A 17364-nucleotide genomic window follows, 5' to 3' on the forward strand; every position below is an offset into this window, starting at 1 on the left:
ATGGCAAGAATGACAATGATCGAGGCCGTGCGCAGTGCCATGGATGTTTCCATGGCGCGCAATGACGACGTCGTCGTGTTTGGCGAGGATGTCGGCTATTTCGGCGGGGTCTTCCGCTGCACGCAGGGCCTGCAGGCGAAGTATGGCAAGACGCGCTGTTTCGACACGCCGATCAACGAATCCGGCATCCTCGGCGCTGCGATCGGCATGGCGGCCTATGGTTTGAAGCCCTGCGTGGAGATCCAATTCGCCGACTACATGTATCCGGCCTACGACCAGATCACCCAGGAAGCCGCCCGCATCCGCTATCGTTCCAATGGCGACTTCACCTGCCCGATCGTGGTTCGCATGCCGACCGGTGGCGGCATCTTCGGCGGCCAGACCCACAGCCAGAGCCCGGAGGCGCTGTTTACCCACGTCTGCGGCCTGAAGGTCATCGTGCCATCCAATCCCTATGACGCAAAAGGCCTGCTGATTTCGGCGATCGAGGACCCGGACCCGGTGATTTTTCTGGAGCCGAAGCGGCTCTACAACGGCCCCTTCGATGGGCATCATGAAAAGCCGGTGACGCCATGGTCGAAACATGAGCAGGGAGAGGTGCCGGAAGGCTATTACACCATCCCGATCGGCAAGGCGGACATCCGTCGGCAGGGTTCGGCGGTGACCGTCGTTGCCTATGGAACCATGGTTCATGTCGCGCTGGCGGCCACTGAAGAGACTGGTATCGATGCCGAGGTGATCGACCTTCGCAGCCTGGCGCCAATCGATCTCGCTACGATCGTGCAGTCGGTTCAGAAAACCGGCCGTTGTGTCGTCGTGCACGAGGCAACCCTGACATCCGGTTTCGGCGGCGAAGTCGCAGCCCTCGTGCAGGAACATTGTTTTTACCACCTCGAAGCACCGGTGGTCCGGGTTGCCGGGTGGGATACGCCCTATCCGCATGCGCAGGAGTGGGACTATTTCCCAGGTCCCGCGCGCGTCGGACGCGCGCTTGCCGAAGTGATGGAGGGTTGAAGCCATGGGCGAATTCACCATCAAGATGCCGGATGTGGGCGAGGGCGTGGCGGAAGCCGAGCTTGTCGAATGGCATGTGAAGCCGGGCGATCCCGTGCGCGAGGATATGGTGGTCGCCGCTGTCATGACCGACAAGGCAACCGTGGAAATCCCCTCCCCGGTAACCGGCACGGTCACCTGGATCGGCGCTGAAATCGGCGATCGGATCGCGGTGAAGGCGCCGTTGATCCGCATCGAAACAGATGCTGTGGCGACCGAGGAGGTGCGGCAAACTCCCTCATCTCCCCCACAGGGAGAAGAAGCCCGAAGGGCAGACGAGGGGGTACTTCCGCAAACCCAGGGCAAGCCGTCCCCCTCATCCGGCCCTGCGGGCCACCTTGTCCCCACTGGGGAGAAGAGGGAGCCCGCGGCAAACCTTCGCGTAGAAACACAAACCAAGCCTCTCGCCTCGCCGGCAGTCCGACTGCGCGCCCGCGACAGCGGCGTCGATCTCCGTCAGGTTCAGGGCACAGGCCCGGCCGGTCGCATCACCCATGACGATCTCAACGCATTTCTTGCGAGGGGCGCGCAGCCGGCAGCTCCGACCGGCCTCGCACGCAACACGCACTTCGAGGAGATCAAGATCACCGGCTTGCGCCGTCGCATTGCCGAGAAGATGACGCTCGCAGCGTCGCGCATTCCCCACATCACCTATGTCGAGGAAATCGATGTCACGGACCTGGAAGACCTTCGCGCCGCAATGAACCGTGATCGCAAGGGCGAGCAGCCGAAGTTGACGCTCCTGCCTTTCCTGATGCGGGCAATGGTGCGCACTATCGCCGAACAACCGACGATCAACGCCACCTTCGATGACAATGCGGGCATCATCACACGCTATACTGCAGTTCATATCGGCATCGCCGCCCAGACGCCCGCGGGCTTGATGGTGCCGGTGGTTCGCCATGCCGAAGCGCGCGGCATATGGGACTGCGCGGCCGAAATGATCCGCCTTGCGGAGGCTGCGCGCACCGGATCGGCACTGCGCGAGGAACTGAGTGGATCGACGATCACCGTCACGTCCCTTGGTGCGCTGGGCGGCATCGTCACGACCCCCGTCATCAACCACCCGGAAGTCGCAATCGTCGGGGTCAACAAGATCATGATCCGACCTGTCTGGGATGGCAGCCAATTTGTTCCACGCAAAATGATGAACCTCTCATCGAGCTTCGATCACCGGGTGGTGGACGGGTGGGATGCGGCCAATTTCATCCAGCGGATCAAGGCGTTTCTCGAAACACCCGCACTGATCTTCATCGAAAGCTGAGCCCATGAAGGAAATTCTCTGCAAGCTGCTTGTGATCGGCGCCGGACCAGGAGGCTATGCCTGCGCGATCCGCGCGGGACAGCTCGGGGTGGACACCGTGATCGTCGAAGCCGTGAAAGCCGGCGGTACATGCCTCAATGTCGGCTGTATCCCTTCCAAGGCGCTGATCCACGCGGCCGACGAATTCGAACATGCAACCAGGGTGGCGGCTGGAAAAAGCCCTCTTGGCATCAGCCTCACATCGCCCACGATCGATCTCGCCCGTACCATCGCCTGGAAAGACGGCATCGTCGGGCGGTTGAACGGCGGCGTTACCGGCCTGCTGCGAAAGGCGGGCGTCAAGATTCTGCACGGTCACGGCCGGTTTCGCGACGGCAAGAGCGTCGAGGTGCAAACAGAGACCGGCACGCAACTCGTCCGTGCTGAGACCGTCGTGATCGCCACGGGGTCTCAGCCTATCGAACTGCCTGCACTCCCCTTCGGCGGGCCAGTGATTTCTTCCACTGAGGCTCTGTCTCTGACCAACCGGCCGGACCGGCTGGTCGTCGTCGGCGGTGGTTATATCGGGCTTGAATTGGGCATGGCTTTTGCCAAGCTCGGATCGTCGGTCAAAATTGTCGAGGCGATGGACCGGATCCTGCCGCTCTATGATGCCGAGTTGACGAAGCCGGTCGCACGCAGGCTCGGCGAACTCGGCGTCGAGGTTCAAACAGGAGCAAAGGCGCTCGGACTATCACAGGCGGACGATGCGCTTGTCGTCGAGTCCCGCGAAGGGGGAGAGAAATCGCTTCCTGCAGACAGGATTCTCGTGACCGTTGGCCGGAAGGCACGCCTGGAGGATTGGGGGCTGGAGGAACTCGATCTCGACCGTGCTGGCCGTTTCCTGCGTATCGACGATCACTGCCGCACCTCCATGCGCGGTGTCTATGCCGTTGGCGATGTCACCGGCGAACCAATGCTGGCCCACCGGGCCATCGCGCAGGGCGAAATGGTTGCGGAAATCGCCGCCGGCCGCAAGCGTGCCTGGGACAAGGCCTGCATTCCCGCCGTCTGTTTCACCGACCCGGAAATCGTCTCCGCCGGTCTGTCGCCGGATGAAGCCCGTGCACAAGGCCATGAGATCCGCATCGGCCAGTTTCCGTTCACGGCAAACGGACGGGCTATGACCATGCAGGCGGACGATGGCTTCGTTCGGATCGTCGCCCGTGCCGACAACAATCTCGTGCTGGGCGTTCAGGCCGTCGGCTCTGGCATTTCGGAATTGTCGAGCAGTTTCGCGCTTGCTATCGAGATGGGTGCGCGTCTTGAGGAAATCGCCGCGACAGTGCACAGCCATCCAACGCGCAGCGAAGCCTTCCAGGAAGCCGCTATGAAAGCACTCGGTCATGCACTCCACGCCTGAAGCCTCCGAAAAGCGGACAATCGTCGAACGCAACGGCGCGCTGGGCCATATCCGGCTGAACCGGCCGAAGGCCCTGAACAGCCTGACGCTCGATATGGTGAGGGACATCGACGAAGCGATGGATCGATTCGAAAGCGACCATGATATCGCCGTGGTTCTGATCAGCGGCGAAGGCGAACGCGGCTTTTGCGCCGGCGGCGATATTCGCGCCGTCTATGATGCTGGCCGGGCGGGATCGGCCGCCCCGATCGATTTCTGGGCGGAGGAATATCGGCTCAATGCCCGCATTGCCCGCTATCCCAAGGCCTACGTCGCATTCATGGATGGCATCGTCATGGGCGGGGGCGCCGGGCTTACCGTCCATGGCAGCCACCGCATCGTCACGGAACGCACGCGCTTTGCCATGCCGGAAACAGGCATCGGTTTTTATCCCGACGTCGGTGGTTCATGGTTCCTCACGCGGGGACCGGGGGAGCTCGGCACCTATATCGCCCTGACCGGCGAAATCCTTGGTGCAGGAGATGTGATCCTTGCCGGGCTCGCCGATCATCATGTGCCTTCGGAGTGTTTTGCAGACCTGACGGACGAACTGGCTGGCCTCTCGCAATGCGGCGCGGCCGAAGTCGGGGCTGCCATCGCCACCTTTGTAACCGAGCCGGTCCCCTGTACGCTCGCGCTGGTGCGCGACGAGATCGACCGGCTTTTTCGTTTCGATACGATCGAAGAGATCATCGCTGCGCTTGAAGAGGAAAGCAGTGATTTTGCCCTGAAAACGCTGGAGACGCTTCACCGCAAATCGCCCCTTAGCCTGAAGGTCACCCTGCGGCTGCTTCGGTTCGGCACATCCTCCGCTTCGCTGGAAGAATGCCTTGAACGCGAATTTTCCGCCTTGACCGGCGTAATGAAGAGCCATGATTTCTACGAGGGCGTGCGCGCGGCAGTGATCGACAAGGATCGCAATCCGAAATGGCAGCCAGCAAGTCTCGACGTGGTAACCGAAGCGGATATGGAACCTTATTTCACGCCGTCGCCGCAGCCCCTATTTTCCGAAAGCTGAGAGGAAACGCCATGGAACAACCGATCATTATCGAGCGCCTTGATCGCGTCGTCGTCGTCACCCTCAATCGCCCGGCGGCGCGCAATGCCTTGAATGCACAGATCATGCAGGCGCTTGGCGAACAACTTGCGCCGCTGGACCGCGATCCGGATGTCGGCTGCTTTGTGATCAAGGGTTCCGACAAAGCCTTTGCTGCCGGTGCCGACATCAAGGAGATGGCCGAACGATCCTATACCGAAATGTATCTGGAGGACTATTTCGCCGCGTGGGATCGCTTCACGGCTCTGCGCACCCCAAAAATCGCGGCGGTTTCCGGCTATGCACTGGGCGGCGGCTGCGAACTGGCGATGATGTGCGATATAATCTTTGCGGCGGATACAGCCATGTTCGGCCAACCGGAAATCAAGCTCGGCGTTATCCCCGGCATGGGCGGCTCGCAGCGGCTGACGCGGCTGATCGGCAAGGCAAAGGCCATGGATATGATCCTCACCGGCCGCATGATGGACGCGACGGAAGCCGAGCGCTGTGGACTTGCCGCCCGGGTGATCCCGGCCGATCGGCTGATGGAGGAAACGCTGGATGCGGCAAGAACGATTGCCGGCTACGGCAAGATGGCAACGATGACGGCACGTGAGGCCGTAGAGCGGGCAATGGAGGTCGGCCTGCGCGAGGGTCTGCTCTATGAGCGCCGTGCCTTCCATGCACTCTTTGCGACCGCGGACCAAAAGGAGGGCATGGCGGCCTTCATAGAAAAGCGGCCGCCGGCTTTCAAGGGAGCCTGAGGTCGCGATCGCTCATGCAAACCGCTTGACGACACGTCAAGCCGAGGCCATATCCGGATTTTACTGCATAATTCCGCAAACCGGAATCGGTTTAGGAATAAAATTATGCAGCAGGTATAAGGTTACGGCGAAACAGAGTGCGTCACATATGACGCACGGCGCTGTAATGGTGGGCCGCGCAGCATGAGACACATATCGTCCAGGCAGACCTGGCTGCTGATTTGCCTCGCGATGGCGGCAAGCGGCATCATCTACGGCTTGATTGCTTTTCCGAGCGAACCACCGTTGATCGGCGCCGGCTTTGCCATTTGCATGGGCTTGCCGCTCATCGCCTTTGAGCGCGGTTTGATCTTTCGTCGGCTGCATCGACAGATCCAGAGGTTCCCGACGGTTGCCCTGTTCCTTGCTTCCATCTTCATCTACGAAATTCTGATGAGCGCCGGCTATGCGGTGGCCGCACTTGGTTACTCCTTGACGGGTGTGCTGGAGCCTCGTTCCATCCAAGACATCGTCGTTATGCCGCTCTCGGTGTTTCTCTACGCACTCGGCGTCTGCTCCCTGATCATTTTCGTGTTGCGGGTTCGCGAGCTCCTGGGCCGCGAGATTTTCGCAAACATGCTGATCAGCAAATACCGGCACCCTGTTACGGAAGAGCGGGTTTTTCTATTCGTCGATCTCGTGGATTCGACGGCCTTTGCCGAGAGGAACGGGGATTTGCGAGCGCAGCAGTTTCTCGGAGAACTGTTCGCGGCCTTTGCGGAACCCGTTCGCCGGCACAAGGGGACGATTGATGATTATGTCGGTGATGCCGCGATCATCACCTGGCCCCTTGCGAGGGGCGTTCACAAGGCGCGCTGCGTGCGTTGTATCTTCGATATTCTGGATGTGATCGAGGCCAACTCAGAGCGCTGGTTGAAGCGTTTCGGCCAGGTTCCGCGACTTAGGGCCGCCTTGCACGGCGGCACGATCATCACGGCCGAAATCGGCGTGGACCACCATAAGATCGCCTATTTCGGCGACACCGTGAACGCCACAGCCCGGCTGGAAGCCATGTGCCGGACGCTCAACCGGTCTTTGCTGATTTCGACCGAGCTTGCCGAACGCATCGACATGCCCGAAACCATCGCCATCGAGGACCTTGGCTCGCATGCTTTGCGTGGTCGGGGACAGACGATCGGCGTCATGGCATTGAGCCGTCCGCCGAAAGCGTCCAATATCGGCCAGCGCAAGCAGCTTGCCGGGTAACCACGCCCGCTGGTAGCTTCCAAGCAAGGGGACATGACGATCAGGCGTAGGGTTTATCTCGTTCTTGGATGGGTGCTTGTCGCCATCGGTGTCGTTGGGGCTTTCCTGCCGCTGTTGCCCACGACGCCTTTCCTGCTGCTGGCCATCTGGTTGTTTGCCCGTTCGTCACCGAAGATGGAAAGCTGGCTGTTCAACCATCCGCGCTTCGGTCCGGGGCTCCGGACCTGGCGGGATGAACGGGCGATCCCAACCAGGGCAAAGGCTCTTGCGGTTATCATGATCGCGGGGAGCTATGCGCTGATGTGGTTTACCTCGCACCCGTCACCCATGGTCGCGATTGTCACGGCGGCGATCCTCTGCTGCAGCGCGCTGTTCATCCTTACCCGCAACAGTCCGACGCAGAAATAAGCACTTCAAGTGCTGGCATATCCTGTCAGAAACGCGGTGAGATTATCGCCGAGCGCGTCGCAGAGATAGCCGCCTTCCTGCACGATAACTGTCGGCAGGCCAAGGGCTGCAATTTCCTCCGCAATCCGCGAAAAGCCCTGCGTCGATACCGAAAGGCCCCCGAAGGGATCTCCCTCATAGGCATCGAGTCCGAGCGCCACGACCAGCGCATCCGGTGCAAAAGATTGAATGCGGCGCAAAGCTGCGGAGAGCGCCTCGAGAAATCCGGCATCCGCCGTCTGGCGCGGCAGGGGTAGATTGAGGTTATAGCCCAGCCCCTCGCCGTCCCCCCGCTCGTCCGCGTGGCCCCAGAAGAACGGATAGAAGCGCACCGGATCGGCATGGATCGACACGGTCAGCACATCGTTGCGGCGATAGAAGATGCCCTGGGTGCCATTGCCGTGATGCAGGTCGACGTCGAGGATGGCGACCCTTTTGGAGGAGCCGAGCAGATGCTGCGCGGCAATTGCCGAGTTGTTGAAGAAGCAGAAGCCGCCGGCGACATCGGCAAAGGCATGGTGGCCGGGCGGTCGGCAGAGTGCGTAAGCCGAGCGTTCGCCGGCAAGCACAGCCTCCGTCGCCTCGACCGCGCTCCAGGCGCTCCAGCAGGCGCTGCCCCACGTATCGGCGGAAATCGGGCAGGCCGTATCGGCCATATGATAGCCGGCCTGGCCGACAGCGGAGGCCGGATATCGGCCTGAGCGGACAAGCGGATGGATGTTTGGGATCACCTCTTCCGAAGCGCCCTCGATGCGCTGCCAGCGCAGAAAAATGTTCTGAAGGAAGTCGAGGTACTCAGGGGTATGAATGGCGGAGATCGGCTTCAGGCCATGATCGCGTGGGCGGATTATTTCCGATCCTGCCGCACGCGCACCGGACAGCAGACGTTCGATACGCTCCGGCTTTTCCGGGTTGGGTTGCGGCGCGCCGCTCGACAGAAACATCTTCGGATCGTGGCGCTTCTGCTCTTCGGCATGGAAGGTCTTCATCGTCTCTCCTCAGACACCGTTTTCATGCAGGCCAGCCAGCAGCTGGAAGGCATCGCCATAGGCGGCGTGGATGCGTTCCTCCTGCGACCAGGAAAGCCCAAGGCGCTCATAGAAGCGTTGTGCCGAAACATTATTCACATCAACGGACAGGCGCAAATAGGTGCCACCTTGTGCGCGAACGTGGGCGGCCGTATGCCGCAAAAGCGCCACCCCCGTGCCACGGCCGCGGAAGCGTTCGTCGACAACGATATCCTGGATATAGGCCCCCCTCCGCCCCCGCCATGTCGAGAAGCTGGGAAAGAAGAGCGACATACCGACGAAGGCTTGTTCGGTCTCCGCGATCAAAACCTCAAAAGCTGACCGCGGCCCAAACGCATGGAGGCGGATGTCCTCGACCGTCGAGGTCACCTTGCCGTCCGCATTCATGTGGCGTGCGATCATCAGTAAACCCTTATGGATCGCTTCCGCATCCTTCTCTTCCGCGAGACGGATGACGACGGATGCTTCTTCATCATTGGTCATCAGAACGCCACCTCGCCGGCACCCTTCAGCTCCAGCATCACCCGCGCCTCGTCCGGTGTCGCGATCTCCAGCGACAGGGCTTCAAGGATGTTGCGGATGCGGCGCACCTGTTCGGCATTCGAGGTCGCGAGCTCGCCGCGACCGAGATAGAGATTGTCTTCCAGACCAACGCGCACATGACCTCCCATCGTTGCTGCCATCGTCGCCAGCGGCATCTGCTGGCGACCGGCCGCCAGGACCGAGAAGCGATAGTCGCCGCCAAACAGCTTGTCGGCAATATGTTTCATGTGGATGAGGTTGTCCGGGTCGGCGCCGATGCCGCCGAGGATGCCCATCACGAATTGAATGAACAGCGGCCCCTTGACCAGCCCGCGATCGTAAAAATGTTTCAGCGTATAGAGATGGCCGACATCGTAGCATTCGAATTCGAAGCGCGTGCCGCAGCCTTCGCCGAGCCGCTTCAGGATATCCTCGATATCGGCAAAGGTGTTCTTGAAGATCGCACCACGAGTGGCTTCCAGCAGCTGTGGCTCCCACTCGTGCTGCCACTCCATGCCGGGCTTGGCGAGCGGATAGATGCCAAAATTCATCGAGCCCATGTTGAGCGAGCACATTTCCGGCCGGGCGGTGAGCGCCGCCGCCAGCCTGTCGTCGAGCGACATCAGCGAACTGCCGCCGGTGGAAATGTTGATGACCGCATCGGTTGCCTGCCGTATGCGGGGCAGGAACTGCAGGAAGACGGCGGGATCGGCGCTGGGACGACCATTTTCCGGATTGCGGGCATGGAGATGCAGGATCGCGGCACCCGCTTCGGCAGCCTCGATAGCCTGTTGCGCGATTTCATCCGGCGTCACCGGCAGATAAGGGCTCATCGACGGCGTGTGGACCGAGCCGGTGATGGCGCAGGTGATGATGACTTTGCGGGCTGCCATGACGATCTCCTCAAGTGTTGACCGGCAGGCCGAGTTCACCGGCAAGCTGCAGCAAGGTGTCATCGAGGATCGAGACGACCTCTCCGATTTCTTCGGGAGTAATGATCATCGGCGGGCAGACGAGGAAATGATCGCCCTCGATCCCGCCACGGGTGCGGCGGGAATAGATGATCAGGCCCTTGTCATAGGCGATATCGACGACGCGCTGGAAGGCGTTCAACTCCTTGGGCAGCGGCTTCATCGTCTGGCGATCAACGACGAATTCAGCGGCGAGCAGCAGCCCCTTGCCCCTGACATCGCCGATGAAGGGAAAGCGTTCCGAGAGCTTCACCAGTTCGGCCTTCAGAAGCTCGCCCATGACGGCGGCGTTTTCGACGAGTCCCAGCCGTTCGATCTCATCCAGAACGGCAAGCCCGGCAGCGCAGGCGAGCGGATTGCCGGCATAGGTATAGCCGTGCATGAAGCCGCCGGCGTCGAGCACCGGCTGCACGAGCCGCGACGGTGCGATCATGGCGCCGAGCGGGCTGTAGCCGGCGCCAAAACCCTTGGAGAGAGCGATCAGATCCGGCTGGCAGTTCCAGTGATCGCCCCCGAGGAATTTGCCGGTGCGGCCGGCACCGCTCATCACCTCGTCATGGATCAGCAGGATACTGTGCCGGTCGCAGATGTCGCGGATGCGCGGATAGTAACTGTCGGGGGCGACCAGCGCACCGGTCGAGGCACCGCCAATCGGCTCCATGATGAAGGCGAGAACACTTTCGGGTCCTTCCTCGATGATCTTCTCCTCGAGTTTGTCGGCATAGCGGATGCCGCGTTCCTCCATCGAAAAATTGTCCCGATCGAGATAGGCCGTCGGCGCCACAATCTTCGGCATCTCCTGCATCATCGGTGTGAACGGATCGGTGAGCGCTGCATAGCCGGTGACGGCGAGCGCACCGAGCGTGCTGCCGTGATAGGAGGGAAAACGGGAAATGACCTTCCAGCGGCTCCCCTGCCCGACGGCAACAGCATATTGCCGGGCGAGCTTCAGGCAGGATTCCACCGCCTCCGAGCCGCCGGAGACGAAGAACACCTTGTCCATACCGTCAGGCATATAGCCTGCGGCGCGGCGGGCCAGTTCCTCGGCCGGCTCGTTTTCGAAATGCAGGCGATAGGCGAAGGAAACGCGCTCCAGCTGCGCCTTCATCGCCTCGATCACATGACGATTGCCATGGCCGATATTGGCGACCATGGCGCCGCTGGAGCCATCGATCACCTTCTTTCCGTTCCGGTCATAGAGATAGATGCCCTCGGCTCGATCGACGAGGGGACGGCGCAGGCGCGTCTGGTAGAAGAGATGGGATGCGGAGGTCATTGGGTCTGCCTGATCTTATGAGTTGAGATAACGATTGAGGACATTGGCGGTGACGCGCTCGACCATGGGGTCGCGGCGCAGAAGGCCTGCCACCCATTCGCAGGTGCCGGCGTGAAAGACCTCGCCCTTGCCCCGCTTGAAATTGACGATCATCCCGTTGCTGTAGCGCACCTTTTCCATGTTCTCGTCGCTGGCATCGCCATAGAGGGTTTCGGCGATGAAGCGGCCATCCTCGTCGCCGAAGAACTGGTCTTCCGGGGCTAGGATGTCACTTTCCTCGACCTGGCTCGCCATGCCGAGCGCAAGGATTTCGAGGCCGTCCGGCGCGCCGCTGTCGGCGGCTGGATAGGGAAGCCCGTGGCGGACTTCGTAGGAAAGGCCATCGACCTCGTAGCCGTAGATATGGCTGTCGGCGCCGATCAGGTCGCCATAGAACAGGCCGGTTCCGGCAAAGGCCCAATGGCCGGGACGATAGACTGGAAAGCCGCGCACGCCGCGTGGCGCGCAACCGCCCCAGCCGGCATAGACGCCATTGGTGGCGTTGAGGCCGAAGGTCAGTGCGCCGGGGCGGCCGATCTCCGGTGCTTCCCATGAGTTCGTGGCACGCGTGACATCACCGCCGCGATAGGCAGGATCTTCAGCCCGGGCGACATATTTGTAGCAGACCTGTCGGCAACCCTCGTCCTCCAGCCGCGTCTGCCACATGAAATTGCCGGCGAAACGCGCTGCTTTTCCGCCGCGCTCGACGAAGGCATCGACAGCGTCGCGCATTTCCCAGGTCCAGTATTCGTCATGGCCGACGAAGACGGCGCAGTCATAGCCATCGAGTATGGCCGGGTCGAAATGCAACTCGTGTTGGCTTGCGAGATCGACCTGATAACCTTGCGCTTCCGCCCAGCGGAAGAACAAGCTGTCATAGCTTGCCCAACCGGAGGAGGCGTATTTCTTGGAATAGCCGTTGGCATAGGCCCATTCCATGTGCGGATAGCGCGGGATCGTGCCCGGCGGCAGGCTGACCTCCAGCGGCACACGCGGCGCATCGGTCGGCAGTCGGACGAAGCCACGGCAGAAGGGCCGTTCGAGGCTGACGGTGGTCGCGAACTGGTCACGATTCGGGCCGGTGATACCCTGATAGTGGTTGGAACCGCCCCAGGTATTGTACGCGCTCCACGTACCGGTTGCGGCGACCTGCAGGATGCGGCCTTTCTTCGAGCCTGCACCGGGCAGCACGATGATCAGGTGGTCATACTGGATCGGTGCGCCGTCCCGACCTTCCGCCGTCAGCGTGATACGATAAGCGCCGGAGGGCCAGCTCGGGTCGATCTCGAAAGCTGTCGTCACCTCCCATTCGCAGCCGGTGACCGAACATTGATCCGGTGTCTCCTGCCAGCGAGTGGCGATATCGCCTCTCACGAGAACGACGGTCTCCGTCGCACCGTCGCGAACGACTTCGAGCCGGCAGCTGGCTGCCGTCGAACTGATATGAAGTTCCACAGTCGCACCGGGACGATAGGTATAGGCGCTGACGTAGCACCAGATCTCGCCACGCATGCCATCCATGCCGGGATATTCGTAATAGTGACCACGCACGGCAAAGCGCCGCTCTTCGGCGCTCAGCCCGAAATCCGGAAAAATGCGATCTGTCAAAGCCTGCCTCCGCAGCAAGAATACCGGGCCGATAAGATCATCATGGACGGCGCAGCACAAATACATTAGCTGAAGCATAAGCATTCATGAAATCTATGAGAACGCATGATCGCCCCGCGCCGTCGCTTTGTCTGGGAACTCGATTGGAACCTGCTTCGCACCTTTATGGTGATCGCGGAGGAGAAAAGCTTGACGGCGGCCGGAGATCGCCTGTCGCTGAAGCAACCGACGATCAGCAACGCGTTGCGCCGGCTGGAAGAGCACATGGCCTGCCGGCTGATCGAGCGTTCGGCCAACCATTTTCGCCTGACCCCGGCGGGTGAACGCCTGCAGGGCGCCTGCCTCACGATGTTCGACCTCGCCTCCGGACTTCCCGATCTCGTCAGCGACGATCCGGATCAGGTCACCGGCCATGTCGACATGGCGTTTGCCAGCCATATCGAATGCCCATTCCTCGATCGCTTCCTCGCCGAATTTCACCAAACTTTCCCACGTGTCAGCTTTTCGACGACGGTGCTTTCCAGTCAGGATGTGACAGAGGCGGTGCTGGCAAACGATGCTTGTCTCGGCATCTGCCTTTCACAGGAAAAACAGCCGGAACTCGACTATCGTCCGCTTTATCGCGAGCATTTCGGCTTCTTCTGTGGCCCCGGTCATCCGCTTTTCGGCAGGCAGGATGTGGCCGTCTCCGATCTCGCCACGCTCGATTACGTTTCGTTCCGAACGGATCACCCGCAAGGGGCACTGGCACCGATCGCCCGGCTCAGGCGACGGGAGAATTTCAACGGTCATGTTGCCGGGCTCTTCACCAATCTGGAAGAGGTCAAGCGCCTGATCAAGATCGGTTTCGGCTTCGGGCCGCTGCCGATCCATGTGGTTTCCGCAGAGGTTGCGGCAGGAGAGCTCTGGCAGTTGCCGCCCTATGACAACCCGCCGGCGGTCGATGTCTATGTGGTCAACAGCCCAAGAGCCCATCGCAGCAAGGCGGAAACCCTGCTTCTGGAAAAGCTGATCGCCGCAATCGACATGGTGCCGTTGGCGGAGCGGACCTATCCGCAAAGTTTGGTCGAGCCTGCGAAATAAATGCTGCATCTCATTCCTCCTGTGAATGAGATGCGCCAGTCTCCCGCTTTTCCCCAGCGGGGAGAAGATGGTCTTCAGGGCCGGATGAGGGGACTTTCCGGATACTCCGAGTTTGCCGTGCTACCCCTAATCGCCTCGCAAGCTCGGCGCTTCTCCCCGCTGGGGACAAGAGGAAAATCGCCGCAATCGACATCGATGCCACGGCTCCATGCGAAAGCCGCGACCTACACAGCTATCGCCCGGTCACCCCATCGCCGCCACTCTTATCCCGCTTGACGCGACGCAAATCATTTGCATTATTGCTCAGATGTCAGACCAATTTTGGTCGAGGATCCGAGCCATGGCGACGATGACGAATGCAAGAGCGGCCCTCCTGCCCCTGCCCCCGGCGGACCGGGCAGCGCAGGTGACGGCCGCTCTTGCTGACTATATCGACCGTGCCAATCTTGGTGCCGGTGATCGGCTGCCGACGGAGCGGGAACTGACGATAGCGCTCGGCGTCGGCCGTTCGACCATCCGCGAGTCCATTCGTCATTTCCAGGCGCTCGGCGTTGTCGAAGCCCGCAAGGGCAGCGGCACGTACCTGCTGCGGCCGATCTCGGGCGCAACCGTTCACATGCCGCTTTCATTTGAAACCGGTCGGTTGCGCGACGTGCTGTTGCAGACGCTTGAGGTTCGCCGTGGCATCGAGGCGGAGGCCGGCATGGTCGCTGCGCGTCGCCGCACGGCGGAGGATCTTGTCAACATCAAGCAGAAGCTTGACGAGATGGAGCGAGTCCAGATCGCCAAGGGAACGTCGGGGCCGGAAGATCTCGCCTTCCATCTGTCGATCTATGACGCCACCCACAATCCGCTGTTCAAGCAGCTGCTCGAGCAGATGCGCGGCGCCTTCGAGCATTTCTGGGAAAAACCGTTCGACCGGCCGGATTTCGCTCGGCGCTCTTTCCCCTTCCATCGCACGTTGTTCAACGCGATCGCCGCCGGCGATCCGGAAGCTGCACGCGAAGAAACACTGAAAATCCTCGCCATCGTCGAGGAAGACATCAAGGAAATGTCGAAATGAGCAATGACTTCGATCCGTTCGAAGATGCGTCCCTCATCGTCGCCCATGATGAGGGCAATGCCTATGACGCCGTCGTCCCGCCGATCGTGCAGACGTCGCTGTTCACCTTCACGGATTACGACGACATGGTCGCCTCCTATCGCGGCGAGAAGGTCCGGCCGATTTATACCCGCGGCCTCAATCCGACCGTGCGCATGTTCGAGGAGATGCTAGCAAAGCTCGAAGGCGCCGAAGACGCGATGGGATTTGCGAGCGGCATGTCGGCGATCTCGTCCACCGTGCTCTCCTTCGTCGAGCCGGGCGATCGGATAGTCGCGGTCAAGCATCTTTATCCCGATGCCTTTCGCCTGTTCGGCACCTTCCTGAAGCGCATGCGCATCGAAGTGACCTATGTCGATGGTCGCGACGAGGAGGAAGTGGCGAAAGCCCTGCCGGGCGCCAAGCTGTTCTATATGGAAAGCCCGACCAGCTGGATCATGGAAACCCATGACGTCGCGGCCCTTGCAGCCCTTGCCAAGAGCCATGGCGTCATGACCACCATCGACAACAGCTGGGCAAGTCCGATCTTCCAGCAGCCGATCTCGCTCGGCGTCGATCTGGTCATCCATTCGGCCTCGAAATATCTCGGCGGCCATAGTGATGTCGTCGCCGGTGTCGTTGCCGGTTCCAAGGAGTTGATCGGCCGCATCCGGGCCGAAGCCTATCCCTATCTTGGCGGCAAGCTTTCGCCCTTCGATGCGTGGCTGTTGATCCGCGGCATGCGCACCCTGCCGATCCGCATGAAGGCGCATGAGCGCTCGGCGACCGAGATAACCAAGAGACTTAGCGCCCATCCGCTGGTCGAGACAGTCTGCTATCCCGGCCTCGGCAACCATTTGCCTTCAGGGCTTTCGGGCACGTCTGGCCTGTTTTCCTTCATCTTCCGGGAAGGCGTGGATGTCCGCACCTTCTCGGATCACCTGCAACTTTTCAAGCTGGGCGTCAGCTGGGGCGGGCATGAGAGCCTGATCGTCCCCGGCGAAGTCGTCCTGTCGCAGAAAGCACAACCCAATTCCGCGGTCGCCTTCGGCATCAGCCCGCGGTCGGTACGGCTCCATGTCGGCCTGGAGGGAACGGAGGCCCTCTGGAGCGATCTCGAAGCGGCGATCTCAGCCGCCTCGTCAGGCTGACACACAAAGACCAACGCAATCACAAAAAGGGGAATGAAAATGAGGAAACTGATTGCTGCAACCGTTCTGGCCTCGCTGATGGCGGGAACGGCCCTTGCCGATACCAAGCTGAAGCTGGTGGAGGTCATCACCAGCCCCGAGCGCACGGAGACGCTGAAATCCATCGTCGCCAAGTTCGAGGCGGCCAATCCGGGCACGACCGTCGAGGTTATCTCGCTCCCCTGGGGCGAAGCCTTCCAGAAGTTCGCGACCATGGTTTCGGCCGGCGAAATTCCTGATGTCATGGAAATGCCGGATACCTGGCTGTCGCTCTATGCCAACAACGGCATGCTCGAAAGCCTCGAACCTTATCTGGCAAAATGGGAGCACACGAGCGGCCTGACCGACCGTGCGCTCGAACTCGGCCGCGACGTCAAGGACACGGCCTATATGCTGCCCTATGGCTTCTATCTGCGCGCCATGTTCTACAACAAGAAGATCTTCGCGGAAGCCGGCGTTGACGGCCCGCCGAAGACGATGGACGAATTCGTCGCCGCGTCTGAAAAGATCTCCAAGCTTCCGGGCAAATACGGCTACTGCATGCGCGGTGGTCCGGGCGGTTTGAATGGCTGGATGATGTTCGGGGCCACGATGGCCGGCGACAACACCTACTTCAACGAGGACGGCACCTCGAAGTTCAGCGAAGAAGGCTGGGTCAAGGGCTTTGCCTGGCTCACCGACCTTTACAAGAAGGGCTATGCGCCGAAGGACAGCGTCAACTGGGGCTTCAACGAGATCGTTGCCGGCTTCTATACCGGCACCTGCGCGATGCTCGATCAGGACCCGGATGCGCTGATCGCCATCAGTGAACGCATGGATGCGGCCGATTATGGCGTCGTGCCGATGCCGAAGGGCCCATCCGGCAAGACCTTCCCGACCATCGGCTACGCCGGCTGGTCAATGATGTCAGCCAGCACCAACAAGGACCTCTCCTGGAAACTGATCGCTACCCTCGAAGGGCCGGAAGGCAACATCGACTGGAACAAGCGCATCGGCGCACTGCCAGCATTGAAGGCTGCCGAGAAGGATCCGTTCTATCAGGGCGACGCCTTCAAGGGTTGGTTCGAGGAACTGGCCGACAAGGACGCCGTACCGACCGTCATGCCGACCTATCTTGAAGAATTCGCCTTCTTCAAGGACTCGATGGCGATCAAGACCAGCCAGGAAGCCATGCTCGGCGATATCACGCCGGAAGAAATGGCAAAGCAGTGGGCCGACTACATGACCAAGGCCCAGCAGAAGTTCCTGTCCAGCAAGTAAGCCAATCCAACCGGCATCCCGACGCGTTCGGGGTGCCGGTCCGGCGCTTTTTTGCA

General features: G+C 60.9%; 16 protein-coding genes. 11 read left to right on the forward strand and 5 right to left on the reverse strand.

The features are described 5' to 3' along the window. The 7 genes from QO002_RS23115 (at window position 1) to QO002_RS23145 (ending at window position 7211) form a co-directional block, all read left to right on the forward strand. A complete protein-coding gene (locus tag QO002_RS23115; RefSeq protein WP_307234214.1) occupies window positions 1-1014 on the forward strand; it encodes an alpha-ketoacid dehydrogenase subunit beta in 1014 nt (337 codons plus the stop codon). A gap of 4 nt (window positions 1015-1018) precedes the next feature. Continuing rightward, window positions 1019-2317, forward strand: coding sequence for a dihydrolipoamide acetyltransferase family protein (locus QO002_RS23120; protein WP_307234216.1), 1299 nt, complete (start codon window positions 1019-1021; stop codon window positions 2315-2317). A 4-nt stretch (window positions 2318-2321) separates the two neighbouring features. Continuing rightward, the gene (gene lpdA, locus QO002_RS23125; protein ID WP_307234219.1) at window positions 2322-3719 is read left to right on the forward strand and encodes a dihydrolipoyl dehydrogenase; all 1398 of its coding nucleotides are present in this window, start codon (window positions 2322-2324) and stop codon (window positions 3717-3719) included. After that, window positions 3703-4776, forward strand: coding sequence for an enoyl-CoA hydratase/isomerase family protein (locus tag QO002_RS23130; protein WP_307234221.1), 1074 nt, complete (start codon window positions 3703-3705; stop codon window positions 4774-4776). The genes lpdA and QO002_RS23130 overlap by 17 nt, the downstream gene beginning before the upstream one ends. A gap of 11 nt (window positions 4777-4787) precedes the next feature. After that, window positions 4788-5558 carry an enoyl-CoA hydratase gene (locus QO002_RS23135; protein ID WP_307234223.1) on the forward strand — a complete coding sequence of 257 codons (771 nt, stop codon included), beginning with the start codon at window positions 4788-4790 and terminating at the stop codon, window positions 5556-5558. Window positions 5559-5741: 183 nt separating this feature from the next. Beyond that, a complete protein-coding gene (locus tag QO002_RS23140) occupies window positions 5742-6803 on the forward strand; it encodes an adenylate/guanylate cyclase domain-containing protein (protein WP_307234225.1) in 1062 nt (353 codons plus the stop codon). A 33-nt stretch (window positions 6804-6836) separates the two neighbouring features. Beyond that, window positions 6837-7211 (forward strand): YbaN family protein, encoded by a 375-nt coding sequence (locus tag QO002_RS23145; protein WP_307234227.1) that lies wholly within the window; start codon window positions 6837-6839, stop codon window positions 7209-7211. Between the two features lie 5 nt (window positions 7212-7216). Here QO002_RS23145 and QO002_RS23150 read toward each other — a convergent pair whose 3' ends face one another. Genes QO002_RS23150 through QO002_RS23170 form a run of 5 tightly spaced genes read right to left on the reverse strand, consistent with a single transcriptional unit; the run spans window position 7217 to window position 12694 of the window. Then, on the reverse strand, window positions 7217-8239 hold the full coding sequence (locus QO002_RS23150; protein WP_307234230.1) for a histone deacetylase family protein: 1023 nt from the start codon (window positions 8237-8239) through the stop codon (window positions 7217-7219). A gap of 9 nt (window positions 8240-8248) precedes the next feature. Continuing rightward, on the reverse strand, window positions 8249-8761 hold the full coding sequence (locus tag QO002_RS23155) for a GNAT family N-acetyltransferase (protein WP_307234233.1): 513 nt from the start codon (window positions 8759-8761) through the stop codon (window positions 8249-8251). Continuing rightward, window positions 8761-9693: a 3,5-dioxohexanoate:acetyl-CoA acetone transferase gene (gene kce / locus QO002_RS23160; RefSeq protein ID WP_307234235.1), complete on the reverse strand. Its 933-nt coding sequence runs from the start codon at window positions 9691-9693 to the stop codon at window positions 8761-8763. The genes QO002_RS23155 and kce overlap by 1 nt, the downstream gene beginning before the upstream one ends. Window positions 9694-9703: 10 nt before the next feature. Next, window positions 9704-11047, reverse strand: coding sequence for an aminotransferase family protein (locus tag QO002_RS23165; protein ID WP_307234237.1), 1344 nt, complete (start codon window positions 11045-11047; stop codon window positions 9704-9706). Window positions 11048-11062: 15 nt separating this feature from the next. After that, window positions 11063-12694, reverse strand: coding sequence for a N,N-dimethylformamidase beta subunit family domain-containing protein (locus QO002_RS23170; RefSeq protein WP_307234239.1), 1632 nt, complete (start codon window positions 12692-12694; stop codon window positions 11063-11065). 105 nt (window positions 12695-12799) lie between these two features. Between QO002_RS23170 and QO002_RS23175 the strand changes: the two genes are divergently transcribed. From QO002_RS23175 to QO002_RS23190, 4 genes are all read left to right on the forward strand, one after another. Then, a complete protein-coding gene (locus tag QO002_RS23175) occupies window positions 12800-13777 on the forward strand; it encodes a LysR family transcriptional regulator (protein ID WP_307234241.1) in 978 nt (325 codons plus the stop codon). A gap of 349 nt (window positions 13778-14126) precedes the next feature. After that, the gene (locus QO002_RS23180; RefSeq protein ID WP_370878588.1) at window positions 14127-14840 is read left to right on the forward strand and encodes a FadR/GntR family transcriptional regulator; all 714 of its coding nucleotides are present in this window, start codon (window positions 14127-14129) and stop codon (window positions 14838-14840) included. Next, the gene (locus tag QO002_RS23185) at window positions 14837-16009 is read left to right on the forward strand and encodes a PLP-dependent transferase (protein WP_307234245.1); all 1173 of its coding nucleotides are present in this window, start codon (window positions 14837-14839) and stop codon (window positions 16007-16009) included. Before QO002_RS23180 ends, QO002_RS23185 begins: the two co-directional genes overlap by 4 nt. A gap of 39 nt (window positions 16010-16048) precedes the next feature. After that, on the forward strand, window positions 16049-17308 hold the full coding sequence (locus QO002_RS23190) for an ABC transporter substrate-binding protein (protein WP_307234247.1): 1260 nt from the start codon (window positions 16049-16051) through the stop codon (window positions 17306-17308). Window positions 17309-17364: the final 56 nt, after the last annotated feature.

The sequence above is a fragment of the Pararhizobium capsulatum DSM 1112 genome (assembly GCF_030814475.1).
GTDB lineage: Bacteria > Pseudomonadota > Alphaproteobacteria > Rhizobiales > Rhizobiaceae > Pararhizobium > Pararhizobium capsulatum.